The sequence below is a fragment of the Kribbella sp. NPDC059898 genome (assembly GCF_042730855.1).
In the GTDB taxonomy this organism is placed as follows: Bacteria; Actinomycetota; Actinomycetes; order Propionibacteriales; family Kribbellaceae; genus Kribbella.
On the sequence record NZ_JBHWKR010000014.1, the window covers coordinates 26,452 to 50,879 of the forward strand.

At 68.7% G+C, this 24,428-nt stretch carries 22 protein-coding genes and 1 pseudogene; 11 read left to right on the forward strand and 12 right to left on the reverse strand.

What is annotated here, in order from left to right:
- Position 1: 1 nt before the first annotated feature.
- Positions 2-1,174, reverse strand: coding sequence for an ADP-forming succinate--CoA ligase subunit beta (gene sucC / locus ACFV9C_RS34180; RefSeq protein WP_380200114.1), 1,173 nt, complete (start codon positions 1,172-1,174; stop codon positions 2-4).
- 127 nt (positions 1,175-1,301) lie between these two features.
- Between sucC and ACFV9C_RS34185 the strand changes: the two genes are divergently transcribed.
- Positions 1,302-2,939 carry a glycoside hydrolase family 13 protein gene (locus ACFV9C_RS34185; protein ID WP_380200116.1) on the forward strand — a complete coding sequence of 546 codons (1,638 nt, stop codon included), beginning with the start codon at positions 1,302-1,304 and terminating at the stop codon, positions 2,937-2,939.
- A gap of 166 nt (positions 2,940-3,105) precedes the next feature.
- On the opposite strand, the gene ACFV9C_RS34190 is transcribed toward ACFV9C_RS34185, so the two are convergent.
- The 5 genes from ACFV9C_RS34190 to ACFV9C_RS34210 all read right to left on the reverse strand — a co-directional run bounded on the left by ACFV9C_RS34190 (position 3,106) and on the right by ACFV9C_RS34210 (position 7,891).
- Complete coding sequence (locus tag ACFV9C_RS34190) at positions 3,106-3,636, reverse strand: hypothetical protein (RefSeq protein WP_380200118.1); 531 nt, start codon at positions 3,634-3,636, stop codon at positions 3,106-3,108.
- Positions 3,637-3,863: 227 nt separating this feature from the next.
- Positions 3,864-4,718 carry a carbohydrate ABC transporter permease gene (locus ACFV9C_RS34195; protein ID WP_380200120.1) on the reverse strand — a complete coding sequence of 285 codons (855 nt, stop codon included), beginning with the start codon at positions 4,716-4,718 and terminating at the stop codon, positions 3,864-3,866.
- Complete coding sequence (locus tag ACFV9C_RS34200) at positions 4,718-5,770, reverse strand: carbohydrate ABC transporter permease (protein WP_380200122.1); 1,053 nt, start codon at positions 5,768-5,770, stop codon at positions 4,718-4,720. Before ACFV9C_RS34200 ends, ACFV9C_RS34195 begins: the two co-directional genes overlap by 1 nt.
- A gap of 96 nt (positions 5,771-5,866) precedes the next feature.
- Entirely contained in the window at positions 5,867-7,189 is a 1,323-nt protein-coding gene (locus ACFV9C_RS34205) for an ABC transporter substrate-binding protein (RefSeq protein ID WP_380200124.1), read from the reverse strand.
- 285 nt (positions 7,190-7,474) lie between these two features.
- Positions 7,475-7,891: a cobalamin B12-binding domain-containing protein gene (locus ACFV9C_RS34210; protein WP_380200126.1), complete on the reverse strand. Its 417-nt coding sequence runs from the start codon at positions 7,889-7,891 to the stop codon at positions 7,475-7,477.
- A 134-nt stretch (positions 7,892-8,025) separates the two neighbouring features.
- Here ACFV9C_RS34210 and ACFV9C_RS34215 point away from each other — a divergent pair, with 134 nt between their 5' ends.
- The 4 genes and pseudogenes from ACFV9C_RS34215 to ACFV9C_RS34230 all read left to right on the forward strand — a co-directional run bounded on the left by ACFV9C_RS34215 (position 8,026) and on the right by ACFV9C_RS34230 (position 11,820).
- Positions 8,026-8,892: an esterase/lipase family protein gene (locus tag ACFV9C_RS34215; protein ID WP_380200128.1), complete on the forward strand. Its 867-nt coding sequence runs from the start codon at positions 8,026-8,028 to the stop codon at positions 8,890-8,892.
- Between the two features lie 181 nt (positions 8,893-9,073).
- A complete protein-coding gene (locus tag ACFV9C_RS34220) occupies positions 9,074-9,979 on the forward strand; it encodes a M23 family metallopeptidase (protein ID WP_380200130.1) in 906 nt (301 codons plus the stop codon).
- A gap of 45 nt (positions 9,980-10,024) precedes the next feature.
- A pseudogene (locus tag ACFV9C_RS34225) lies at positions 10,025-10,546 on the forward strand (DUF6886 family protein).
- Positions 10,543-11,820, forward strand: coding sequence for a lanthionine synthetase LanC family protein (locus ACFV9C_RS34230; protein WP_380200132.1), 1,278 nt, complete (start codon positions 10,543-10,545; stop codon positions 11,818-11,820). Before ACFV9C_RS34225 ends, ACFV9C_RS34230 begins: the two are co-directional and overlap by 4 nt.
- Here ACFV9C_RS34230 and ACFV9C_RS34235 read toward each other — a convergent pair whose 3' ends face one another.
- From ACFV9C_RS34235 to ACFV9C_RS34255, 5 genes are all read right to left on the reverse strand, one after another.
- The gene (locus ACFV9C_RS34235; RefSeq protein ID WP_380200134.1) at positions 11,821-12,381 is read right to left on the reverse strand and encodes a hypothetical protein; all 561 of its coding nucleotides are present in this window, start codon (positions 12,379-12,381) and stop codon (positions 11,821-11,823) included.
- Between the two features lie 74 nt (positions 12,382-12,455).
- Positions 12,456-14,771 carry a DNA helicase PcrA gene (gene pcrA / locus ACFV9C_RS34240; RefSeq protein WP_380200136.1) on the reverse strand — a complete coding sequence of 772 codons (2,316 nt, stop codon included), beginning with the start codon at positions 14,769-14,771 and terminating at the stop codon, positions 12,456-12,458.
- A complete protein-coding gene (locus ACFV9C_RS34245; protein WP_380200138.1) occupies positions 14,749-16,290 on the reverse strand; it encodes an RNA-guided endonuclease TnpB family protein in 1,542 nt (513 codons plus the stop codon). Before ACFV9C_RS34245 ends, pcrA begins: the two co-directional genes overlap by 23 nt.
- 35 nt (positions 16,291-16,325) lie before the next feature.
- Positions 16,326-16,907 (reverse strand): helix-turn-helix domain-containing protein, encoded by a 582-nt coding sequence (locus ACFV9C_RS34250; RefSeq protein ID WP_380200140.1) that lies wholly within the window; start codon positions 16,905-16,907, stop codon positions 16,326-16,328.
- 17 nt (positions 16,908-16,924) lie between these two features.
- Complete coding sequence (locus ACFV9C_RS34255) at positions 16,925-17,980, reverse strand: acyltransferase family protein (protein ID WP_380200142.1); 1,056 nt, start codon at positions 17,978-17,980, stop codon at positions 16,925-16,927.
- A 271-nt stretch (positions 17,981-18,251) separates the two neighbouring features.
- Here ACFV9C_RS34255 and ACFV9C_RS34260 point away from each other — a divergent pair, with 271 nt between their 5' ends.
- Both ACFV9C_RS34260 and ACFV9C_RS34265 read left to right on the forward strand, forming a co-directional pair.
- Entirely contained in the window at positions 18,252-18,845 is a 594-nt protein-coding gene (locus ACFV9C_RS34260; RefSeq protein ID WP_380200144.1) for a ClpP family protease, read from the forward strand.
- A complete protein-coding gene (locus ACFV9C_RS34265) occupies positions 18,842-19,450 on the forward strand; it encodes a ClpP family protease (protein WP_380200146.1) in 609 nt (202 codons plus the stop codon). The genes ACFV9C_RS34260 and ACFV9C_RS34265 overlap by 4 nt, the downstream gene beginning before the upstream one ends.
- Positions 19,451-19,601: 151 nt before the next feature.
- Here the strand turns inward: ACFV9C_RS34265 and ACFV9C_RS34270 are convergent, their stop codons facing one another.
- Positions 19,602-20,672 carry a serine hydrolase domain-containing protein gene (locus ACFV9C_RS34270; RefSeq protein WP_380200148.1) on the reverse strand — a complete coding sequence of 357 codons (1,071 nt, stop codon included), beginning with the start codon at positions 20,670-20,672 and terminating at the stop codon, positions 19,602-19,604.
- A 44-nt stretch (positions 20,673-20,716) separates the two neighbouring features.
- On the opposite strand from ACFV9C_RS34270, the gene ACFV9C_RS34275 reads away from it, so the two are divergent.
- The 4 genes from ACFV9C_RS34275 (at position 20,717) to ACFV9C_RS34290 (ending at position 24,423) form a co-directional block, all read left to right on the forward strand.
- A complete protein-coding gene (locus ACFV9C_RS34275; protein WP_380200150.1) occupies positions 20,717-21,430 on the forward strand; it encodes a PIG-L deacetylase family protein in 714 nt (237 codons plus the stop codon).
- Positions 21,431-21,470: 40 nt separating this feature from the next.
- Complete coding sequence (locus ACFV9C_RS34280; protein WP_380200152.1) at positions 21,471-22,196, forward strand: alpha/beta fold hydrolase; 726 nt, start codon at positions 21,471-21,473, stop codon at positions 22,194-22,196.
- 245 nt (positions 22,197-22,441) lie between these two features.
- Positions 22,442-23,638, forward strand: coding sequence for a MurT ligase domain-containing protein (locus tag ACFV9C_RS34285; protein WP_380200154.1), 1,197 nt, complete (start codon positions 22,442-22,444; stop codon positions 23,636-23,638).
- Positions 23,635-24,423, forward strand: a complete 789-nt coding sequence (locus ACFV9C_RS34290; protein ID WP_380200156.1) for a type 1 glutamine amidotransferase — start codon at positions 23,635-23,637, stop codon at positions 24,421-24,423. Before ACFV9C_RS34285 ends, ACFV9C_RS34290 begins: the two co-directional genes overlap by 4 nt.
- Positions 24,424-24,428 lie beyond the last annotated feature (5 nt).

Consider the following 24,428-nt stretch of genomic DNA (forward strand, 5'->3'; position numbering starts at 1 on the left):
CTTACTTCGCAGCCAGCTCGGCGGCGCGCTTGGCGGCGCCGTCCATCGTGTCGACCCGCTCCAGACCGGCAAGGCCCGCCTCGTCGAGGATCCGGCGGCCCTCCTCGGCGTTGTTCCCGTCCAGCCGGACGACCAGCGGCTTGCTCACGGCCTCGCCGCGGGAGGCCAGCAGCTCGAACGCCTGCACGATGCCGTTCGCGACCGCGTCACAGGCGGTGATGCCGCCGAAGACGTTCACGAACACGCTCTCCACCTGCGGGTCGGAGATGATGATCTCCAGGCCGTTCGCCATCACCTCGGCGCTCGCGCCACCACCGATGTCCAGGAAGTTCGCCGGCTTCACGCCGCCGAACTCCTCACCGGCGTACGCGACGACGTCCAGGGTCGACATGACCAGACCCGCGCCGTTGCCGATGATCCCGACCGAGCCGTCGAGCTTCACGTAGTTCAGGCCCTTGGCCTTGGCCGCCGCCTCCAGCGGGTCGGCCGCGGTGACGTCCTCGAACTCGGCGTGCTCCGGGTGCCGGAAGTCCGCGTTCTCGTCCAGCGTGACCTTGCCGTCCAGCGCCTCGACGTTGCCGTCCGCGAGCTTGACCAGCGGGTTCACCTCGACCAGCGACGCGTCCTCGGCGATGAACACCTCGTACAGCTTGACGATCTCCGGTACGACGGCGTCGATCACGTCGGCCGGGTACTTCGCCGTGGTGGCGATCTCCCGCGCCTTGGCCTCGTCCACCCCGGTGGCCGGGTCGATCGAGATCTTCGCGACCGCGTCCGGGTTGGTGTGCGCGACCTCCTCGATCTCCATGCCGCCGGCGGCGGAGGCGATGCACAGGTAGTTGCGGTTCGCCCGGTCGACCAGGAACGAGAAGTAGTACTCCTCGGCGATCGCCGCGGCCGGGACGATGTTCAGGATCTTGACGACGTGACCCTTGATGTCCAGCCCGAGGATCTCGCGGGCCTTCTCCTCCGCCTCGTCCGGGTTCGCGGCCAGCTTGACGCCGCCCGCCTTGCCGCGGCCGCCGGTCTTGACCTGGGCCTTCACGACCACCTTGCCGCCGATCTTCTCGGCAGCGGCGCGCGCTTCCTCCGGAGTCGTGACGACCTCACCCACGGTCGTCCGCACCCCGTGCTTGGCGAAGACCGTCTTCGCCTGGAATTCCATCAGATCCACGAGTGTGGTCCCTCTCTCGCCTGTACGGATTCCTGACACTAGCCACCCTTGTGCCGAGAGCAACAGCCGGGGTACTGGCTGAGACGACTGTCACAGGCGCTCGCCGCACCGTGCGAGGCTTGTTCGCATGACCGATTCCGAAACCAGACCAGCTGACGACTGGTGGCGTAGTGCTGTCGTTTACCAGGTGTACCCCCGGTCGTTCGCGGACGCGGACGGTGACGGCACCGGCGACGTGAACGGCATCCGCGCCCGGCTGCCGTACCTCGCCGACCTCGGCGTCGACGCGCTCTGGATCAGCCCCTGGTACCCGTCCCCGCTGCTGGACGGCGGGTACGACGTGGCCGACTACCGCGACATCAACCCGGAGTTCGGCACGCTGGCCGACGCCGACGCGCTGATCGCCGAGGCGCACGCGCTCGGCCTGCGGATCCTGATCGACCTGGTACCGAACCACTGCTCCTGGGAGCACCCGTGGTTCAAGGCCGCACTGGCCGCCGGGAAGGGCTCGCCGGAGCGGGACCTGTTCTGGTTCCGCGACACCGAGGACGGCAAGCCGCCGACGAACTGGCCGGCCGCGTTCGGCGGGCCGGCCTGGCAACAGATCGAGGACGGGCAGTGGTACCTGCACCTGTTCGACATCTCCCAGCCGGACTGGAACTGGGAGCACCCGAAGGTGATCGAGGAGTTCGACTCGATCCTCCGGTTCTGGTTCGACCGCGGCGTGGACGGGTTCCGGATCGACGTCGCCGACTCGATGGCGAAGGACCCGGCGCTGCCCGACGTACCGGTGGAGAACGGCGAGCCGACCCGGGAGAAGTACGTCGGGAACCCGTTCTACGACCAGCCTGGCGTGCACACCATCCACCAGCGCTGGCGGGCGATCGCCGACGAGTACGCCGACACGCCGCAGGGCCCGCGGGTGTTCGTGGCGGAGGCGTGGCTGTCCCCGGCCGAGCGGCTCGCGCAGTACGTCCGCTCGCACGAGCTGCACTCGGCGTTCAACTTCGACGCGCTGCGGGCGAAGTGGGACGCGAAGGAACTGCGCGAGGTGATCGACCACACCACCGAGAACCTGTGGGCGGTCGGGGCGCCGGCGACGTGGGTGCTGAGCAACCACGACACGATCCGGCACCGCACGCGGTACGGACGGGAACTGAAGGACGCGCTGGAGGGTGCGGGCGTCGTACCCACGGATCTCGCCCTCGGTCTGCGCCGGGCCCGGGCCGCGGCGCTGCTGGAGCTGGCGCTGCCTGGTGGCGCGTACATCTACCAAGGTGACGAGCTCGGTCTGCCCGAGGTCGAGGACCTCCCAGAGGACAAGCTCGACGACCCGACCTGGGAACGCTCCGGCCGCACGGTCCGCGGCCGCGACGGCTGCCGGGTGCCGATCCCGTGGTCCGGCGCGGAACCGCCGTACGGCTTCGGGCCTGGCACCACCCAACCCTGGCTCCCGCAGCCGTCCGACTGGGCCCCGCTCACCGCCGAGGCGCAGACCGACGACCCCGAAAGCCACCTGAGCCTCTACAAGGCAGCCCTCCGCATCCGCCACGACCACCCCGCCCTCGGCGAAGGCCGACTGGTCTGGGACACCGACGCCCCCGAAGGCGTCCTGTCATTCACCCGCACCCCCGGCTTCCGCTGCATCGTCAACATCACCGACGCTCCGATCCCACTACCACCCCTCAAGAAGCGCCTGCTGAGCAGCGCACCCCTGACGAACGACGAGCTACCCCCGGACACCACCGTCTGGCTGCAGGTCTGAAACCTCAACAGATTTTGGCGATCGTCAAGGGCAGGAGCAGGAATCCTTTTGATGATCGCCAAAGTCTGTATATATACTGACTCTCGCCAGGGCATTAGCCTGCGGAAGTGGACCCGGGAGCCAGCCGGACGACTGGTCGCCCGGGTTTCGCGTATCTGAACCGATCTCAGGCCAGATCCGCAGTGAACCTGATGATTTCCCGTACTCGCCGCCGCCAGTCGCCACCCCTGCCGACTGCCCAAGCCGTCGCGTCGGCCGCCCAGAGCAGTGGTTCAGTAGAAGGCTTGGCGTGTACCCATGCGAACCTGCCGGCCGCGACGAACGCTCCGGCCATCGGCTGGATCACCTGGTTGTCCCGTCGGTCCTGGTTACAGGACTCGATGACGAGCCTGGAGACATCGTGCTCAAGCAACGCGGGCACAAGTGCCCGGAGGCACTCATCTCGCCCGGCACGCACCGGCCTGCCGGCGAGCGATGCACGGCAGAGGTACACCTGCAGGTCGAGCCCGGTCAGCGTGCTCAGGATCTCGCGGCGACGGCTGTCGTTCTCGTCCTTCATGTGCAGGCGGCGCTGCCCAGGTTTGCAGAGTTCACGGAGCTTGCCACGAGCGATGGACAACTCGGCGACAGGAACGACCGCGGCGGACAGCAGGTAGCCGTTGCGGATCGACTCGTCGACGAAGGCATGGGCGGGCACGGAGAGTTACTTTAGATGTACGGTCAGATGGCCGCCAAACCACCAGAACTACAACGAGAAACGGCCGGAGCCTGGTGGCTCCGGCCGTTTCAGTTGCGGCTTTCAGCGGAGGCGGTCCCGGCGGTCGCGGTCGTCGCGGTCGCGGCGGTCTCGGTCTTCCCGGTCCCTGCGGTCGCGGTCCTCGCGGTCGCGGCGGTCCCGGTCTTCACGGTCCCAGCGGTCGCGGCTCACTTGACGCCACCCGCGGTCAGGCCGGCGACGATCCGGCGCTGGAACAGCAGTACGGCGATGACCAGCGGGATCGTGACCACCACACCGGCGGCCATCTGGCTGCCGAACGGCTGGTCGCGGCCCGTCGTACCGGTGAACTGCGAGATGATCACGTTCGCGGTCTGGATCGACTTCTTGTTGGTCATGCTCAGCGCGATCAGGAACTCGTTCCAGGCCGCGATGAACGTGATGATGGCGGTGGTGAACACACCGGGCGCCGCCAACGGGATGATGACCTTGCGGAACGCCTGGGCCGGCGTGCAGCCGTCCACCATCGCCGCCTGCTCGAGTTCCTGCGGCATCTGCCGGAAGAACGCGGTCAGGTTCCACACCGCCAGCGGCAGCGCGAACGACAGGCTGGGCACGATCATCGCCTGATACGTGTTGATCCACTTGATGTCGACGAACAGCTTCAGCAGCGGAACGACCAGCGAGATGCCGGGGAACATCGACGTGGTGATGATGATCGCCAGCACGATGTTCTTGCCCTTGAAGTCCAGCCGGGCCAGCGTGTACGCCGCGACCATGCCGATGATCAGCGTCAGGATCGTCACCGACCCGGCCACGATCAGGCTGTTCAGCAGACCCCGGCCGAAGCCGTTGTCCCCGGTGAACACGTCCTTGAAGTTCTGGAACGAGAACGGCGCGGGGATGATCTTGTTCGAGAACTGGTCCGACGGCCGGCGGAACGCCGACACCAGCATCCAGTAGAACGGCGCGAGGCAGTAGATGACGATCACAGCGACGCCGAGCAGCGGCGCGAACCGGCGCAGCGGGCCGGCCTCGGCGGGCTGAGGAGCTACGGCAGCCATTACATTCCACCTCCCATGCTGACGGCACCGACCGAAGTGCCCGGCGAGGCCTTGACCGCGTTCCGCCGGCGCCAGCCCTTGCCGCCGCCACCACCCGGCTTCTTGGCCCGGGCTTCGCCGATCACGTCGGCGCCGAGGATCTTCACGAACATGTAGGCGACCACCGCGACGTAGATGAACAGCACGGTCGCGTACGCCGCCGCCGGTCCGTACCTGACGTTGAACGCCTCGTCGTACGCCAGCATCGAGAGCGTCTCGACCGAGTCCTTGTGCGGCCCGACCAGCACGAACGGCAGGTCGAAGATCCGCAGCGTGTCGAGGATCCGGAACAGTACCGCGACCAGCAGCGCCGGCTTCACCAGCGGGAGCGTGATCCTGGTGAACGTCTTCCAGGCGTTGGCACCGTCGACCTTGGCGGCTTCGTAGACCTCGGCCGGGATGGTCTGCAGCCCGGCCAGGACCAGGAGGCCGATGAACGGCGCGGTCTTCCAGGTGTCCGCGATGATGATCGAGAACTTGGCCTGCCAGCCGTCGGTCGACCACAGCACCTGGGTGCCGATGATCGCGTTGAAGATCCCGTCGGCCTGGAAGATCCACTTCCAGAGCAGCGCCGAGATGATGGTCGGGATCGCCCACGGGACCAGGATGCTGGCCCGGACGATGCCCCGGCCCTTGAACGCCTTGTGCATGATCAGCGCCATCGCGACACCGAGGATCGTCTCCAGCACGACACAGATCACGGTGAAGAACGTCGTGTTGTAGAACGCGTTCCAGAACCGGTGCCCGGTGTCGCCGCGGAAGATGTCGGCGTAGTTCCTGAGCCCGACGAACTGCGAGCCCTGGACGACGAACCCGTTCGCGTCGAGGTGCTGGCCACTCTGGAACAACGACTCGCGCAGCGCCGAGATGATCGGGAACAGCACCACCAGCGCGAGGACGATCAGCGTCGGGGAGAGCAGGATCGCGGCCAGCCGGCCCGTGCCCTCGTCGAAGCGCTGCTGGCGCTTCGGTTTCTTGACCGGTCGTTCCGCGACCGGCGCACTTACTGTCACCTGAGACTCCTTTGCTCCCCGGGCGACACCCGGGCAGGGACGAACCGGGGCCGGTGCGTGGTCACGACAGCTCCACCCACCGGCCCCGCACGACGATCAGTTCGTGATCAGCGACTGCAGCTTGGTCTGCAGATCGGCCAGCGCCTTGTCCGGCGTCGTGGTGCCGCTCAGAGCGTCGTACGCCGCGGCCTGGATCACCGCCGTGACGTCGCCGTACTTGACCACCTTCGGTCGCGGCTGCGCACCGAGGATGGAGGCCTTCAGCGGAGTCAGGTACGGGAACTGCTTCTGCAGCGTCGGGTCGTCGTACAGCGACGCCCAGGTCGGGGCCTGCGAGGTCGCCTCGAGGTTCGCCTTCTGGCGGGCCTCACTGGCCATGAAGTTGATGAAGTCGACCGCCGTCGCCTTGTTCTTGGCGAACGCACTGATCGCGTAGTCGTGACCGCCGAGCGAGGAGACACCCGGGCCGGACTTGCCCGGCAGCGGCGCGACCGCGAACTTGCCGGCGACCTTGGACGAGCCGTCGGTCTTGTTGGCCAGCGAGTACACGTACGGCCAGTTGCGCAGGAAGAGCAGTTTGCCGTCCTGGAAGGCGCGGCGGCTCTCCTCCTCCTTGTAGGTGATCGCTTCCTTCGGGATGGCGCCGGTCTTGAACCCGTTCACCAGTTCCTCGAGGCCGGCCTTGGCCTCCGGGGTGTTGACGTTCGGCTTGCCGTCCTTGTCGACGATCACGCCGCCCGCCGAGTTGATCGCCTCGGAGAAGTTGACCGTCAGGCCCTCGTACTTCTCGAACTGGCCCGCGTAGCAGCTCATACCCTTGCCCTCGGGCAGCGCCGCCACCTTCTGGCAGTCCGCGAGCAGGTCGGCCCAGGTGCTCGGGGCCGCGGTGACACCCGCCTTGGTGAGCAGGTCCTTGCGGTAGTACAGCAGGCCGCCGTCGGAGGTGATCGGCACGCCGTACAGCTTGTCGCGGTACTTCGCGGTCTCCACCGTCGCCGGGATCAACTTGCCGAGGTCCGGAATCTTGTCCTCGGGGATCTGCGTGACCCACTGGTTGGCCGCGAACTCCGACGTCCAGACGACGTCCATGTTGAGCACGGTGTACGCGCCCGCCTTGGTCTGGGCGTCCTGGACCATCTGCTGCCGCTGCGCGTCCGCGCTCTCCGGCAGCTCCTTCACCTCGACCTTCTCGTTCGGGTGAGCCGCGTTCCAGGCCTCGACCTGCTTCGGCAGGAAGCCGGACGTGTCCTTGCCGGTGGCAAACGTGATCGGGCCCCGACCCTCGAGTGCCCCGGTCGAACTGCCCCCGCTGCTGCTGCTTCCGTTGCCGCCACTACCACACGCGGCAGCAAGCAGCGCCAGGCTGCCTGCGACGGCGACGAAGGCCGCCCCGCGTGCGTGTGATCGTTCAAACCTCATCGTCTACCTGCCCTCTCCCGATTCGGGACGTCGCTTGGTCCTGCGGTGATGGTTCACAGTTCCCCACCACGCTGCGATCCACCCTGTCCGGACAGTAACCGAGAACCGGCCGATGTGTTCTGAGCCACACACAGCACTCTCTACGGTCTCTGAAACGCACAGCCGCATGGCTGTATGCGACCGCGTTTGGGAAGCCCGCACAACCGGGCATTTCCTAACGATTCGGTATTACCGATTAGTAACCTTGCGGAAACGGGCATGCCTGTTCAGAAGTGTTCAGAACGGTCAGGCCGGTGCCGAGGCGTCTCCGACGTTGGAGCGGACCCACTCGACGATCTCGGTGGTGGTCGCGCCCGGGGTGAAGATCTTGTGTACGCCGAGCTCGGCCAGCGGCTGCAGATCGGCGTCCGGGATGATCCCGCCGCCGAACACCACGATGTCCTCGGCCTCCCGCTCCGCGAGCAGCTCGCGGACCCGCTTGAACAGCGTCATGTGCGCGCCGGACAGCACCGACAGGCCGATCGCGTCCGCGTCCTCGGCGATCGCCGTCTCGACGATCTGCTCCGGGGTCTGGTGCAGGCCGGTGTAGATGACCTCCATGCCGGCGTCCCGCAGGGCGCGGGCGACGACCTTGGCACCGCGGTCGTGACCGTCCAGACCGGGCTTGGCGACGACAACGCGCAACGGACTCGAAGCAGACATGTGGGCAGGCTAACCCGCCCCGTTACTCACAGATAAGACACGGACGCGTGTGTTCGCCCACACGCTCAGCGGGAACCGGTTACCGTTGAAAGTGATCGGACCACCGGGGGGTCTGGTTTGGTGAGGAGTCGCCCATGAGCAACTGGCAGGACGACGTCAGAGGCGCGTTGGACGGACTCGCGTACGGCGCCCGCTCCGCGCTCTCGCCGAGCGTGCTGCACGGCGCGGCGGTCGAGCTCGGCTGGCTGACCACCCATCTCGCGATGTACCCGCTCGGCCTGATCGGCCGCGCGCCCCTGATGCCCGCCCGGCTGAACCTGGCCGGTCTCGGACCGGCGCAGCGCGGCCTGCTGGTCAACGACGTCCAGGCCGCCGGTACGCCGATCCTGCTGGCGCACGGGATCATCGACAACCACACGATCTTCGCGCTGATGCGCCGGCACCTGGTCCGGCACGGGTTCGGCAGCATCCACACGTTCTCGTACTCGCCGCTGACCCTGGACGTACGCCGTACCGCCGAGCGGATGGGGCGCGAGATCGAGGCGATCTGCGAGGCGTCCGGGTCGGACCAGATCCACGTCATCGGGCACAGCCTCGGCGGGCTGATCGCGCGGTACTACGTGCAGCGCCTGGGTGGCGACGCCCGGGTGCACACCTGCGTCACGCTCGGCACGCCGCACCAGGGCACGATGGCCGCCAAGCTGCTGCCGTGGCCACTGGTCAAGCAGATCCGGCCGGACAGCGACCTGCTGGCCGAGCTCGACGAGCCGGCGCCGGACTGCCGGACCAGGTTCCTGGCGTTCTACAGCGACGTCGACCAGCTGATCGTGCCGCAGCGCCGGGCCCGGATCCGGCACCCCGACCTGCGGGCGACCAACGTCCGGGTGCACGGGGTCGGCCACCTGTCGCTGCCCTTCCACGGTGACGTCGTGCACCGGATCACCGGCGTGTTGGCACATCTCGATCTCGCTACAGAACTGCCTGACCGGGAAGCCTTCTGAGCGCTCCGGGCGGATGCACGTGCAGCCGCGCATGCAAAAGTTTCGTGAAGGAGCCGCGGAAAAGTGGGTGGCGGGGTTTGTCACCCCGTGACCCTTCCGTTATGGTCTGTGAGTCCTCCCGGGGAATAACCCCTCCGAGGGGGCGGACAGATCCCCTCCCCTGTGACCGAAAGGCCACGTTGTGTCCCAGCACCGTGCCGCGGGAGACCGCGTCACGCCCGGCAACGCTGCGCGCAAGAACGGCGCAGGACGTCATAGTGCCAAGCATCGCGTCGCCAGGCGTAACACCCCGAGCAGTACCCAGATCGTCGGACTGACCGCCGCGCTCGCCGCGGCCGCCGGAGCTGTCGGCTTCAGCCACAGCTCACTGGCGTCACCGACCCAGGCGAACTCCGCGGTCAACCTCGCGGCCCTCAGCCTGGACGGTGGGCAGCAGCTGTCCGGCATCACCACGGCACGCATCCAGGCGCGCCAGCTCGCCACCCGTGACTCCTCCCGGGTCCAGCTGGCCGACACGACGACCACCAAGAAGCAGTCCGCGGCCACCCAGCTGGCGAAGGCCCGGGCCGCGAAGCTGAACGCCAGCCAAGCCCTCACCGCCAAGCGGGCGAGCGCACTGGCCGCCGCGAAGGCCAAGGCCGACGCGGCCGAGAAGACGGCCCGTGAGTCCGCGACCCGCTGTCAGATCATGCTGACCGGCTACCACATCACCGCGACGTTCGGGCAGGGCGGCAACCGCTGGGCCCACAACCACACCGGCCTCGACTTCGCCGCCCCGATCGGTACCCGGATCGGCGCCGTGATGAAGGGCGTGGTGATCTTCGCCGACTGGGCCGGCCCGTACGGCCGTCAGGTCCAGGTCCGGCACGAGGACGGCACCACCACCTGGTACAACCACATGTCGAAGTTCAGCGTGTCGGTCGGCGAGACCGTGTACGCCGGTGACCAGGTCGGCGCGGTCGGGATGACCGGCAACACCACCGGCCCGCACCTGCACTTCGAGGTGCACCCGGGCGGCGGCGTCGCGGTCGACCCCGACCCGTGGCTGCGCAACCACTGCGGCATCAACCCGTACACCGCTATGTGACAACTCCCCGGGCGCTGACCGCGCCCGAGGACTAGGCTGCGGCGCATGCGCCCGGCTGCCGGTGAGGTTCTGCATTTCTCCGAGGATCCGACCATCGAGATCTTCCGCCCGCACGTCGCGAACACGGCGCGCCAGGGCACGCCGTACGTCTGGGCCGTCGGCCACGAGCGCGCGCCCGACTACTGGTTCCCGCGGGAGTGCCCGCGGGCGATGGCCTGGGTAGGGCCCGGCACCACTCCGGAGGACCGCGACCGGATCATCGGCGCCGGCTCCGGTACCCGCGTGCACGCCGTCGAGTAGGGCTGGCTGGACGCGATGCGGACCGTCGAGCTGTACGCGTACCGGCTGCCCGCTGGGGCGTTCGTCGCGCACCACGACGCCGCCGTCGTCGCGACCACCGACGTACTGCCGCTGGGGCCGCCGGAGCGGGTCGGGGATCTGTTCGAGCTGCACGAGGAGGCGGGGATCCAGCTGCGGGTGCTGCCGCGGCTGCACGACTTCTGGGCGGCGGCGACCACCAGCACGCTCGAGTGGAGCGGCATCCGGCTGCGGAACGCCAAGCCGTGAGGTACGGCGAACTCGCGGAAACGTCGTGGGCGTGGGTGCTCGACCAGGTCCGGTGGGACGACGACGGCCCGTGGATCCCGGAGTACGCCGGTGACGAGCACCCGGAGGACCGGGACAGCATGCACAACGGCATCGGCGGGCTGGCGCACGCACTGGCCGAGCTTCGGCTGACCCGCCCATGGACGCCCGCGGAGCAGGACCTGGCGGTGGCGATCGGAGACCGGATCCGTACGACGATCCCGACCGCGACCGGCACCACGTTCTTCGTCGGACTCGTCAGCTCGATCGGCGTACTCACCGCCCTCGAACAACCCGGCACCGACGCAGCCCTCACCCGCCTGCAGAACCTGCAAACCACCGACGGCTGGCCGGAATCCTTCCTCGACGAACCGCGCTACACCCCCGGCGCCGTCGCCAACGACATCACCCTCGGCACCGGCGCCATCCTGCTCGGTACTCTCTGGTCACTACGTCATGGCAGCAACGCAACCGACCTGGCTCACCGAGCGGTGGAACTGTTGCTTGGGGAGCGGGAGGAGCTGCCTACCGGGGTGAACTGGCAGTTCGTGTCTCGGCGGTTCCGGCAGGATGCGCCGACCGAGATGCCGAACTTCTCGCACGGGCTGGCCGGGATCGCGGCAGTGCTCGCGGTGGCCGGGGTGGAGCTCGGCCGGCCGGAGCTCGTCGACGTGGCGCGGCGCGGGGCGGAGCATCTGGTGACGATCGGGGTCACCGACGACCGCGGATTCCGGGTGCCGCGGGTGATCCCGTGGGCCGAGCGGCACGGGGACGAGTTCACGTTCAACTGGTGCCACGGCGGCGCCGGTACCGCGGCCGCGTTCGCCGCCCTCGAGTACGCCGGCATACCGTCCGTCGCCGGGGAAACACCCACCACGTGGCGCCGTCGCTGCCTGGACGGCGTGCGGTACTCCGGGATCCCCGAGCGGCTGCACCCCGGGTTCTGGGACAACGACGGCCGCTGCTGCGGTACGGCGGGAGTCGGCGACGCGTTCCTTGACGCGTGGCACCGCGACGGCGACGACCGGGACCTGGAGTTCGCCGTACGGATGGGTGACACCCTCGTCGACCACGCCTACCCGGACGGGTACTGGCGGTTCGTGGAGCACCGCAACGAGGATCCGCTGCTCCGTCCGGGCGTCGGGTGGATGCAGGGTGCGGCCGGCATCTCGGCGTACCTGTTCCGCCTGCAACGCGCCGTCGACGGCGATCAGCGCGCCGTGGAACGGATGGAGAACTGGTGGGTCAGCCCCTGATCAGCGCTGCCAGACCTCAGCCGTCGTGAGGAACGCCGACGACCCGGGCCGGTCCGGCGAACCGTCGACCTGAACGAACCCGGGAACGGACGCGCCGCCGATCGACACGGTCGCCGAACGCACCGGCGCGATCACCAGGCTGAGGCTGTGATTGCCCTCGGCGAGCTGGAAGCTGTCGGTCGCGAACAGCCGCCGGTCCAGTACGCCGCCCATCTCGATCTGGATGTCCGCGGCCTTCGCGCTCAGCCCGTCGGCGAGGTTCATCGAGACCTGGACCAGGTCCCGCTCGACGGCCGGCTCGTGCCACGGCAGCCCCTGGACCTCGAGGAACGAGCGGACGAAGTACCGCTCCAGCCAGGACGCCAGGTCGACGTCCTCGGACACCACCCGGACGATCCCGTCGAACCAGAGCACCACCGCCGTACCCGAACCGCGGATCGACCAGTCGACCATCCAGATCGAGGCGTACGCCGTGACCTTGCCGTTCTCGTCGAACAGCCGCAGGCCAGGATTCGCTCCCGCCAGGATGATCCGGCGGTTGACGGCCGACGACTTGGGCATAGGGGGCGCGCTTCCGGGAGGGGCCGAAGATCCTTGATTGTCTCAAGCTCCGGGTCAGATGCAACGCATACGAGTTAAATCTTTTCCACCGGGGCGTAGCGGAGCAGCAGACGTTTCACACCTTCGGAGCCGAAATCGATGTCGGCCTGCGCCTGCTGCCCCTCGCCGCGGACCACCACGACCGTGCCCATGCCGAAGCTGTCGTGCACCACCCGGTCGCCCGGATTCAGGCTGATCACCGGCTTGTCGGACGCCGTCTTGCGGGCCGGTTCGTAACGGCTCGGGATCCCGCTGCCACGGACCGTGCCGGTGCCGGACCAGCGGGTGATCGCGGACTCGTCCCGCCGCCAGTCGAGCAGTTCCGCCGGGATCTCCTCCAGGAACCGGGACGGCGGGTTGTGCTGCGGGGCGCCGTACGCCGATCGCACCGCGGCCCGGGAGATCGCCAGCCGCTGCCGCGCCCGGGTGATCCCGACGTACGCGAGCCGGCGTTCCTCCTCGAGCTCCTTCAGGTCGGTGAGCGACCGGGAGTGCGGGAAGACGCCGTCCTCCATCCCGGTCAGGAACACCACCGGGAACTCCAGGCCCTTCGCGGTGTGCAGCGTCATCAGCGTGACCACGCCGTCGGTGGCCGCGTCCGGGATCTGGTCGGCGTCGGCGACCAGCGCGACCCGCTCCAGGAACGCCTGCAGGTCGGCCGGCTCCCCGGCCGCGGTGCGCTCCTCGACGAACTCGCGGGCCACCGAGACGAACTCGTCCAGGTTCTCCAGCCGGGTCTCGTCCTGCGGATCCGGCGACTTCTGCAGCGCCTCGTGGTACCCGGAGCGGTGCAGCGCGACGTCCAGGATGTCGTCCGGCGGGGCGCCCGAGTCCACCATCGCGGTCAGCTCGTCGAGGATGTCGACGAAGGCCTGGACGGCGTTCACCGAGCGGGACGCCATCGCCGGCGCGTCCTGGGCGCGGCGCATCGCCTGTGCGAACGAGATCCGGTCGCGCTGCGCGAGCGCCTCGATCGCGGCCTCGGCCCGGTCGCCGATCCCGCGCTTCGGTTCGTTCATGATCCGGCGCAGCGAGACGGTGTCCTCCGGGTTCACCAGCACCCGCAGGTACGCGAGCGCGTCGCGGACCTCCTTGCGCTCGTAGAACCGGACGCCGCCGACGACCTTGTACGGATGGCCGGTGCGGATGAAGACCTCTTCGAAGACCCGGGACTGCGCGTTGGTGCGGTAGAACACCGCGACGTCGGACGGCTTCACCCCGTCGGCGTCCGCGAGCCGGTCGATCTCGTCGGCGACGAACTGCGCCTCGTCGTGCTCGTTGTCGGCGACGTACACCGCGATCTGCTCGCCCGCACCCTGGTCGGACCAGAGGTTCTTCGCCATCCGGCCCTCGTTGCGGGCGATCACCGCGTTCGCCGCGGTCAGGATCGTCTGGGTGGAGCGGTAGTTCTGCTCCAGCAGGATCGTCTCGGCGCCGGCGAAGTCCTCCTCGAAGGCGAGGATGTTCCGGATCGTCGCGCCCCGGAACGCGTAGATCGACTGGTCGGAGTCGCCGACCACCATCAGCTCGGCCGGCGGGGCGGTCGGGTTCTTCTCGTCGACCGGGTCCTCGGCACAGAGCTCACGGATCAGCGTGTACTGCGCGTGGTTGGTGTCCTGGTACTCGTCGACGAGCACGTGGCGGAAGCGGCGCCGGTAGTACTCGCGGACCTCGGGGAAGGCCTGCAGCAGGTTGACCGTGGTCATCAGCAGGTCGTCGAAGTCCAGCGCGTTCGCCTGCGCGAGCCGCTCCTGGTAGGTCCGGTAGCACTCGGCGTAGGTCTGCTCGAGATGGTTCTCCGCCTTCGCGGCGGCCGTCTCGTGGTCGATCAGCTCGTTCTTCTGGGTGGAGATCCAGTTCAGCACGGCGCGCGGGTTGTACCGCTTGACGTCCAGGTCGAGCTCGCGGCAGACCAGCGTCATCAGCCGCCGGGAGTCCGTGTCGTCGTAGATCGAGAACGTCGAGCTGATCCCGAACCGTTTGATGTCGCGGCGCAGGATCCGCACACACGACGAGTGGAACGTCGAGACCCACATGATCTTCGCCCGCGGCCCGACCAGGTCGACGACGCGCTCCCGCATCTCGGCGGCGGCCTTGTTGGTGAAGGTGATCGCGAGGATCGACCCCGGGTGCGCGTCCCGGGCCGCCAGCAGGTAGGCGATCCGCCGGGTCAGCACCCGGGTCTTCCCCGACCCCGCACCGGCGACCACCAGCAACGGCTTCCCGGCATGCACGACCGCCGCGCGCTGCTGCGGATTCAGTCCCTCGAGCAGCGCGTCCGGGTCGGGACGGGACGTCTTGGACTCCTCCAGAGGCACCGGAAGCTCATCAGGCGAAAATAGTGTGGTCATCACCCAACACCTTAAAGCGTACCGGCGCGGCCTCGGTCAGGCTGCGCCGCCACCGCCCTTCTCGGGCGTCGTCAGTTCGGGCAACGGACGCTCCCCGACCGTCAGTTCCCACGTCATCCAGGCCGGTTTCACCCGCAGGAGTGTGCGAGCCAGTGCCTTCCTGTCGGTGGGCTTTCGTGACCGGGCCTCCTGCTTGGTGGTCCCGGATCTGGGCATCTGCACCATGGTGCTCCTCGGCCCAGATAGCGAGGTTGACTGCAGCGTTCAGGTCTCTGTCGATCGAATGCCCGCAGCGCTCGCAATCGAACGTCCGGTCCGCCAGCTGGAGACCGGCGCGTATGGCGCCGCAGGCCGAGCAGGTTTTCGAGGACGGGAACCACCGGTCGGCGACTACGAGTCGACCAGCCCGCCAGGCTTGCTTGTAGCTCAGCTGGCGCGCCAGCTCGGTCCACGCCGCATCGGAGATTGCGCGAGCAAGTCGGCGGTTACGCAGCATTCCGATCACGTGCAGATCTTCGATGACGAGCCGGTCGTGGGTCTGGACGAGCTCGTTCGATACCTGGTGCAGGAAGTGCTTGCGGACGTTCGCGACGCGGTAGTGATGCCGCCCGAGCCGGGCAGCTGCTTTCCTCCTGTTCCTTGAACCCTTCAGCTTGCGGGCAACGGCTCGGGCGAGCCGACGTTGCTTTTGTAGCCCGGCTGCCAGGGGTGTCGGTGGGTTGTCGACGCGCGCTGTCTCGTTGCCGCCGCTGGTGCCGGCTACAACGAGGGCAGACAGCCCCCGATCCACCCCTACCCATCCACCGTCATCCCCTGCCGCTCGCGGCCTGTGCCGCTGGTTGGGGTGAAGGTCAGATGCCTCCACATTCAGAGAAACCCACCACCGTCCCGCGCGGTACGACACGGTGGCGAACAACACCCTTCCTCGTTGCTTCGCCAGCAGCCTGCGGAGGCGGCAGGCATCGTCGCGCACCCTGACCGTCCCGACCCTCGGGAGGGTCACCGAACGAGGGTGAACCTCGCCGACTCTGATCGCAGCTCTGCCACCTCCGGAGTGTCGGTTCCTGAGCCGGAACGAGGGTGTGCCCCGATCCTTCTTCTTGAACCGCGGGTGCCTTACCCGAGCACCAGCGCGCTTACCGCGGCGCGAGTCCGTCCACGACTTCAGGGCTCTACCTAGGTCAGCGGCGGCTTCCTCGAAGACCTGCTGGCATACGTCTGCTCGCCATACCAACCCGGTCACCACAACGTCGGCGGTGCCATCGGCACCCACCCTGAAGACACGGCCTGCTTGCTCTGTCTTCTTCCACCCGTTGAACAGGTTGATCAAGTCGAATCCGGACCAGGGCACAACTATCGAGCTGTTCCGACGCTGCCGGTCCCGCGCCTGCAGGTGGAGGCGGAGGCACTGGTTGAACGCAAACCGAGCGGCACCCGTATGTCGCGCCAACGCCACGCGCTGCTCGGCTGTCGGGTCGAGACAGTAACGAAAAGTGGTGTGCCTGGTCACAGCGTCCATGCTGTATCAGCCCACCGACAGTTTCCGAAAACCGCTCAGCCGAGGAGTCCTTTGGCGATCAGGCGCTGGTTCGCGGCGCTCCGTTCGGCGAGCGGGCCGGGCGCGAACACCGGGGTGTCCAGCGTCGCCGCCAGCACCGGTTCGAGCAGCACCGGGCCGAGGATCAGGAACAGAGCCTGGTACGGCGCCCAGTGGGCGGCGGCCTCGTCCGCGGGCTCCGTGCGCAACGCGTCCAGGTGTCGCCGCGCACCGTCGAGCAGCCCTTGGAACACGGCGATCCCGGCCGGGCCGCCCTCCAGGAGGACACGGCGCAGGTAGTTCCGCCGCAGCTCGTCCGATCCGAACAGCTGCGCCGTCACCCGCCCGAGCGCGGCCAGGTCGTCGGCGTCGAGCCTGGCCAGTCCTTCGTCGAAGGTGTTCAGCACGTCCTCGTCGACGGCGGCCCGGAGCCCGTCCTTGGAGCCGTAGTGGTGCCGCAGCAACGCGTGCGACACGCCCGCCTCGGCCGCGATTGCGCGCGTCGACGTCGCCTCGAACCCGTGCTCGGCGAACAACTTGAGCGCCGCCAGCCGCAGCCGCGCCCGCGCCGTCAGGTCCGAGGATCGCGCGTCGCTCATGGTCTCCGTCTCGGTTGTCAGGCCCCGACCCAAGCCCGCAGGTACGGGACGCGGCGCAGCCCGGCGGCCAGGACGAAACTGACCGGCGCCGCGATCGCACCCACCAGCAGGAACTTCACCAGCGGCGCGACTGCGAGGTCGCGGACCAGCAACTGCAGTACGACGACCACCGGCACGTGCACGATATACACGGTGAAAGACGCCGCGCCCAACCGGGTCAGGAAGGCGCTCGGCCTGTTGGCGTACTCGCGGAACAGCACCACCAGCCCGATGGACAAGGTCACGCACATCGTGCCCTCCACCACCGACCACAGCAACGACGCGCCACCCGTGCCGCCCGGTCCGTAGAACCGGAACAGCTCCGGCAGGACGGCGAGGTGCGCGATCGCGAGCGCGCCACCGATCGCCAGACAGGTCAATCCGGTTCGGCGGCTGATCCCGGTCAGCCAGCCGCAGCGGTACGCGAGCAACCCGGCGACGAACAGGCCGCCGTACTGGACGAGGTCCGCCGGCTCCGCCTGGATGAACTCGAGGATGCCGAGCCAGGTGTCCACGGGCCACTTCATCCGGATGACGTACGTCCCCAGGCCGATGACCGCCGTGAAGCCGGCGATCGCCCAGCCGCTCAACGGGCGCGGCTCCTGGACCACCGGACGGCGGACGATCGCGCGCCAGGCGGCGTACAGGATCGCGTACACCAGCAGGTGCTCGAGGAACCACAGGTGGGCGAACGAGAACTCCAGGTAGTCGCCGTACGCGTGGTGGTACAGGTACCGCAGCGTCGGGACGATCGTCAGCACGCCGAACACGAACGGCGCGCCGATCCGCCGGAAGCGGTCCAGAAGGTAGCGCCGACCGCCCTTGCGTTCGTACGACGGCGGCAGCAGGTACGCCGAGATCGCGAAGAACAGCGCCATGAAGAAGGAGCCGTTCACCACGGTGAAGCTCCACAGCAGCTTCGACCGATCGCCGCCTTGGACGTACCACCAGTCCGGCGGGCCGTACGGCTGAGCGGTGTGGTGCAGGATCACCAGTACCACCAGGCCGAGCTTGAGGTAGTCGAGGTAGTACATTCGAGTGGATTGTCCAGTTGGATCGCTTACTGTCCATATGGACAGTAAGCTACGCATCTGGATGCCGCTCCGGCGCATATCCAGGGATATCCCCGAGTAGATCCAGGGACGTGACCAACCGCGCTGAGCACACCCGCGGGGGTCTGGGAACCAGCCATTGCCTGTTCCCAGACCTGCGCGCGTGTCTCGTCGACGTCTGCTTTGCTGTGGGCAGACTTGCCGTCAGCAGAAAAGCTGGGCTGCGGCGGCCGCCGGGGACAACCCTTGAGCCATGGCAGAAGACATGAAAGCGCCGCTGTTCAACGAGACCGCGCGGCAGCGGTTGCTCGCGCAGCGGATCGTCGTACTGGACCGGGTGCTCGACGACGACCTCGGGACCCTGCTGGCCACCCAGATCCTGACGCTGGCGGCCGAGGACCCGGACTCCGACATCGCGTTCTGGATCCACTCGCCGGGTGGTTCGGTGCCGTCGATGCTGGCGATCCGCGATGTGATGCGGACCGTGCCGTGCGACGTGTCGACGCTCGCGATCGGGCTCGCCTGCAGCGCCGGGCAGTTCCTGCTGTCGGCCGGTACGCCGGGCAAGCGGTACGCACTGCGGCACGCCCGGGTGCTGATGCACCAGGGGTCGGCCGGGATCGGCGGCTCCGCGGTGGAGATCGAGATCCAGGCGAACGACCTGCGGCACATCCGGGACACCGTGCTCGGGCTGATCGCGAGCGACACCGGGCAGACGTTCGAGACCGTGCACGAGGACTCGCGGCACGACCACTGGTACACCGCGGAACAGGCCCGCGAGTACGGCTTCATCGACCACATCGTCGAGTCGTTCGACCAGGTGATGCCACGGAGGGCGGCGGCATGAGCAGTTACACGATTCCGAACGTGATCGCGTCGCACCCGCGGGGCGAGCGGATCATGGACGTCTACTCGCACCTGCTGACCGAGCGGATCGTGTACCTCGGCACGCCGATCGACTCCGGCGTCGCGAACGCGATCATCGCGCAGCTGCTGCACCTGGAGACCGACAGTCCCGAGTCGGAGATCAGCCTCTACATCAACTGCGAGGGCGGCGACATGTCCGCCATGCTGGCGATCTACGACACCATGCGGTACATCCAGGCGCCGGTCGCGACGTACGGCGTCGGGCAGGCGATCTCCGCCGGGGCAGTGCTGCTGGCCGCCGGGACCGCGGGGCGGCGGGCGATCCTGCCGCACGCGCGGGTCGTCCTGCACCAGCCGGCCGGGCGCGGTCAGGGCACCATCCCGGACCTGATCCTGCAGGCCGACGAGGTGGTGCGGGTCCGCGGCCAGGTCGAGGAGATCCTGGCGCGGCACACCGGCCAGACCGTCGAACGCCTCCGCCACGACACCGACCGCGACCACGTCCTCACCGCCGAGGGCGCCAAGGCCTACGGCATCGTCGACCACGTCATCGCCGAACGCCTCCCGGCCCCGGCTCTGGCGTGAGGGCGGATCTCCAGGCCATCACAATCGGCCGCCCCACCCGCGCTCACGCCTGAGTGCGGCGCGACGGCCGCGATTGTGATGGCCTGGCGATCCCTACCGAGCCGCGGCCAGCATCGCGTCGGCGACAGCCGAGTTGTGCTGGCGGTCGGTCCTACAGCGCCGCGGCCAGCACCTTGTCGGCGACGGCCGAGTGGTGCTGGAGGTCCGCCTTGGGGTGGCCGACCCGATTCGTCAGGTACGCGTAGGCGATCCGGCGGTCCGGGTCGGCCCAGCCGATACAGCAGTTGCTGCCGTTGTGGCCGAACGTCCGGGGGCTGCTCAGCGACCCGAGCGGCGTCCCCGCGCCGTCGAGCCATCGCGGTCCGCCGAGCTGGAAGCCCTGCGACCACCGGATCGGCGCCTGCACCGTCCGGTCCAGCTCGCCTTCGCTGCTCGGCTCGACCGCGGCCGCGAGCGCCGCCGGGCCGAGCAGCGCCCCGGCCAGCAGCCCTTGGTAGAACGTCGCCAGGTCCCGCGCCGTCGTCGAGATCCCCGCCGCCGGTACGACGGCCGCGCGGGTACTGCGCCGGTTCACCACCGACTGGAAGAACGGCCCCGCCGGACCGCTCGCCTTGATCGGGACGTGCCGCCCCCACTCCTCGGCCGGCAGCCCGAGGTACGTGTCGCCGAGTCCGAGCGGTTCGAGCACGTCCCGCCGTACCAGCTCCTCGATCGGGAAGCCGCTGCACCGCCGCACGACCTCGGCGAGCATGAACCCGAACGCCAACGGGCTGTACGCGACGGTCCCGATCGGCCAGCGCGGCTTGGCGTCCTCGATCCGCCGCAGTGACCGTGCCCAGTCGCTCATCGCCCGCGCCTCACCGAGGTACGAGCCGGCGTGCGACACGCCCGACCGGTGCTGCAGCACCTGCCGGACGGTGATCTCGCGCTTCCCGTTCGCCGCGAACTCCGGCCAGTACGCCGCCACCGCGTCGTCGAGGTGCAACCGGCCGGACTCGACCAGCTGGTGGACGACCACCGCGACGAACGGCTTGCTCGCGGAGAAGAGCCAGAACAACGCGTTCGGCGAGCACCCGAACGAGCGGTCGACCGCGACCCGCCCGTTGCGGACGACGCACAGCTGCGCGACCCCGCCACGCGCCTCGATCAGCCCGATCGCCTCCGCGAGCCGCTCGGGGTCGAAGCCGGCGTCCTGTGGATCGCAGGTGCCACCGAACTCCATGAATTCCACTGTGCCTGCCCGCGCAAACAGCTAGGGTCGGGCCCGTGACCGAACCACGACCTGATGCAGAGATCGAGCGGATCCTGGTGGTGGTCGCCCACCCCGACGACATCGACTTCGGCGGCGCCGGCACGGTCGCGGTGTGGACCAAGGCCGGCATCGAGGTGCGGTACTGCATCGTCACCGACGGGCAGGCCGGCGGCTTCGAACCGGAGCGCGACCGGGCCGAGATCCCCGCCGTACGACGGGCCGAGCAGACCACCGCCGCGGCGCACGTCGGCGTCCACGACCTGCACTTCCTCGGGTACCAGGACGGCGCCGTCGAACCGACCGTTGAGCTGGTCCGCGACATCAGCCGGGTGATCCGCACGGTCCGCCCGCAGCGCATCCTGACCCAGTCCCCCGAGCGCTCGTGGCACCGCCTGCAGGTCTCGCACCCGGACCACCTGGCCGCCGCCGAGGCGACCGTCCGGGCGTTCTACCCGGCAGCCGGCAACCCGTACGCGTACCCGGACCTGGCCGAGGAGGCGTGGGACGTCGGCGAACTGTGGATGATGGACCACCCCACCGCGAACCACTACGTCGACGTCACCGACACGTTCGACCAAAAGCTCGCCGCGCTGATGTCGCACACCAGCCAGCACCGCGACCCCGACGGCCTCCGGACCGGGATCCGCGCGAACTTCGCCCGGGTCGCCGGTACCGCGGGATTCCCGGCCGATCATTACGCCGAGGCATTCACGGTGGTCCGTCTGTAATCGATTTGCCGCACAGCCGCCCGGCAGCGAGGGTTCACGCATGACGATTTCTCATGCGGTCACCGGGGAAGGCCCGGATTTGCTGCTGGTGCACGCCGGCGTCGCCGATTCACGAATGTGGGCGCGCGAGGTGGCGGAGCTGACGACCAGCCATCGGGTGATCACCCTGGACCTGCGTGGGTACGGCGAGACTCCGTCGGCGCCGCGGTACTCCGACGCCGGCGACGTACTCGCGGTCCTCGAGGAGCTTGGCGCGCAGGACGTGACGGCGGTCGGCGCCTCGTTCGGCGGGTACGTCGTACAGCAGCTGGCGAGCCGGCGGCCGGACCTGTTCGCGCGGCTGGTGCTGATCTGCGCGCCGACCGACAACGTGGTGCCGGACGACGACCTGCGCGCCCTGTGGGCCGAGGAGGGCAAGCTCCTGGAGGCGGGCGACGTGGACGGCGCGACCGACCTGACCGTACGCCGCTGGATCGGCCCGGAGGCCGACGACGAGGCCCGCGAACTGCTGCGGACGATGCAGCAGCGCGTGTACGACGTACAACTGGCTGCCGGGGAGGTCGAGAACGAGGAGTGGCCGGTCGAGCCGGAGAAGCTCACCATGCCGGTGCGGGTGATCACCGGTGGGCACGACTTCACGTTCTTCACCGAGAGCGCGGACTACCTCGCGGAGCGGCTGCCCGACGCGGAGCGGGTCCACCTCCCGTGGGCCGGGCACCTGCCGACGCTGGAACGCCCCGGCGATGCATTGAAACTTATTTCCTGAGCATTTACTGAGTTGGGCTTTCCTGAGCATTTACTGAGCTGAGCGGACGCTGAGTTCCAATTGACCGCCGGCCGTAGAATTCGGGTATGCGAGAAACGGCTGCGATTGCCCTTGCCCGGACCGTGGCCACGCTCAGCCGGTGGCTCGGCCGGGGCGGCCGGACGCTACCCGGTGTGATCGTCGGAAAAATAGCACCGAACTTGCCCCGGAAATTGGCCGAACAATTACCGGGCGGCTGCATTCTGGTGACCGGCACCAACGGAAAGACGACCACCACCAAGCTGCTGGTCGCGGCACTCCGGCGCGGCGGCGAGTCGGTGCTCACCAACGAGTCCGGCGCGAACCTGCGCAGCGGCGTCGTCTCGGCACTGCTCTCGGCGGCCGACCTGCGCGGCCGGATCCGCGGCGGAATCGGCGTGTTCGAGGTCGACGAGGCCAGCCTGCGCCTGGTCGCGCCGGAGCTCCGGCCGCGGCACCTCGTGGTGCTGAACCTGTTCCGCGACCAGCTGGACCGGTACGGCGAGGTCGACACCACGGCCGCGCTGCTCGCCGAGGGCATCGCGGCCGTGGACGCCCAGCTGTACCTGAATGCCGACGACGCCCGGGTGGCGAGCCTCGCGGACGCGGCGAGCGGGCCGGACCGGGTCAGCTACTTCGGGGTCGAGCAGCTGCCGGAACGGCTGACCGACGTACGGTCCGCGGTCGACTCGGACCGCTGCCCGCGCTGCGGCGAACGGCTGCGGTTCGACCGGGTCTTCTACAGCCATCTCGGACACTACAGCTGCCCGAACGGCGACTTCGACCGGCCCACGCCAGCCGTCGCGGTCACCGAGGTGCAGCACGCGGACCTCGACGGCACGGACTTCACGGTGTCGGAGGGCGGCGTCTCCCGGCAGGTGCGGTGCGGGCTGTCCGGGACGTACAACATCTACAACGCGCTGGCCGCGGTGAGCGTGGCGGCAGGCGTGGGCCTGGATCCGGCCGTGACGGCGGAGGCGATCGGGACGACCGAGGCGGCGTTCGGGCGGGTCGAGAAGACCGAGGTGCAGGGCCGGACGCTGTGGCTGCTGCTGATCAAGAACCCGGCCGGGTTCGCGCAGGTGCTGGACACGTTCCTGATCGGGCGGACGGAGCCGCGGGTACTCATCGCGGTCAACGACCTGCCCGCCGACGGCCGCGACGTGTCCTGGCTGTGGGACGTACCGCTCGAGGCCTTGACGGCCGGCAAGCCGGAGGTCGTGACGGCCGGGACGCGGGCGTACGAGATGGCGTTGCGGCTGCACTACGCCGGGACCGAGGCGGCCGTGGCGTCCAGCGTCGACGACGGGATCTCCCGGCTGCTGGCGGGGCTGCCGCCCGGCGGGGACGGATACATCCTGCCGACCTACACCGCGATGCTGCAGGTACGCCGGGCGCTCCGCAGCCGGCAGGAGGCCGCATGACCAGGACTGTGCGGATCGCGCACCTGTACCCCCGGGATCTCAACGTGTACGGCGACCTGGGAAATGTCATCACGCTGGCGAAACGGCTGGAATGGCGGGGCTTCCGGGCCGAGATTCTGCCGGTCGAACCGGGCCAGGTTTTCGACTTCTCGAGTGTCGACCTGGTGTTCGGCGGCGGCGGGCAGAATTCCGCGCAGACCGTCAATGCGGAGGATTTACTGGCACGTGGCGACGAATTGCGGAAGATATCCGCCGACGGGGTCCCGATGCTGCTGATCTGCGGGAGCTACCAGCTGTTCGGCCGGGAATTTTTCGACGCCGATGGGCGGCATTTCCCGGGGCTCGGGATCTTCCGGAGCCGGACCACCGCGGGGCCGCAGCGGATGATCGGGAACATCGTGGTGGACAGCCCGTTCGGGCAACTGGTCGGGTTCGAGAACCACTCGGGGCGGACGGTGCTCGACGAGGGCCAGCAGCCGCTCGGGACGGTCCGGCAGGGGTTCGGCAACAACGGCGGAACGGGTGATGAAGGCGCGGTGGTCGGCAACACGATCGGCACCTACCTGCACGGGCCGGCGTTGCCGAAGAATCCCGTGCTGGCCGATCACCTGTTGCTGTGCGCGTTGGGCCGCAAGTACGGCATCGACGAACTCGAACCGCTGGACGACGAACTCGCCGTCCGCGCGGCGACGGTGGCCACCGAACGTCCACAAGGCCGCCAGACCAGCCTCCGTCCCCGCCGCAGACGCTTACACCGTCTGACGGCCGCCCTGCGACGGGGATGAGGCAA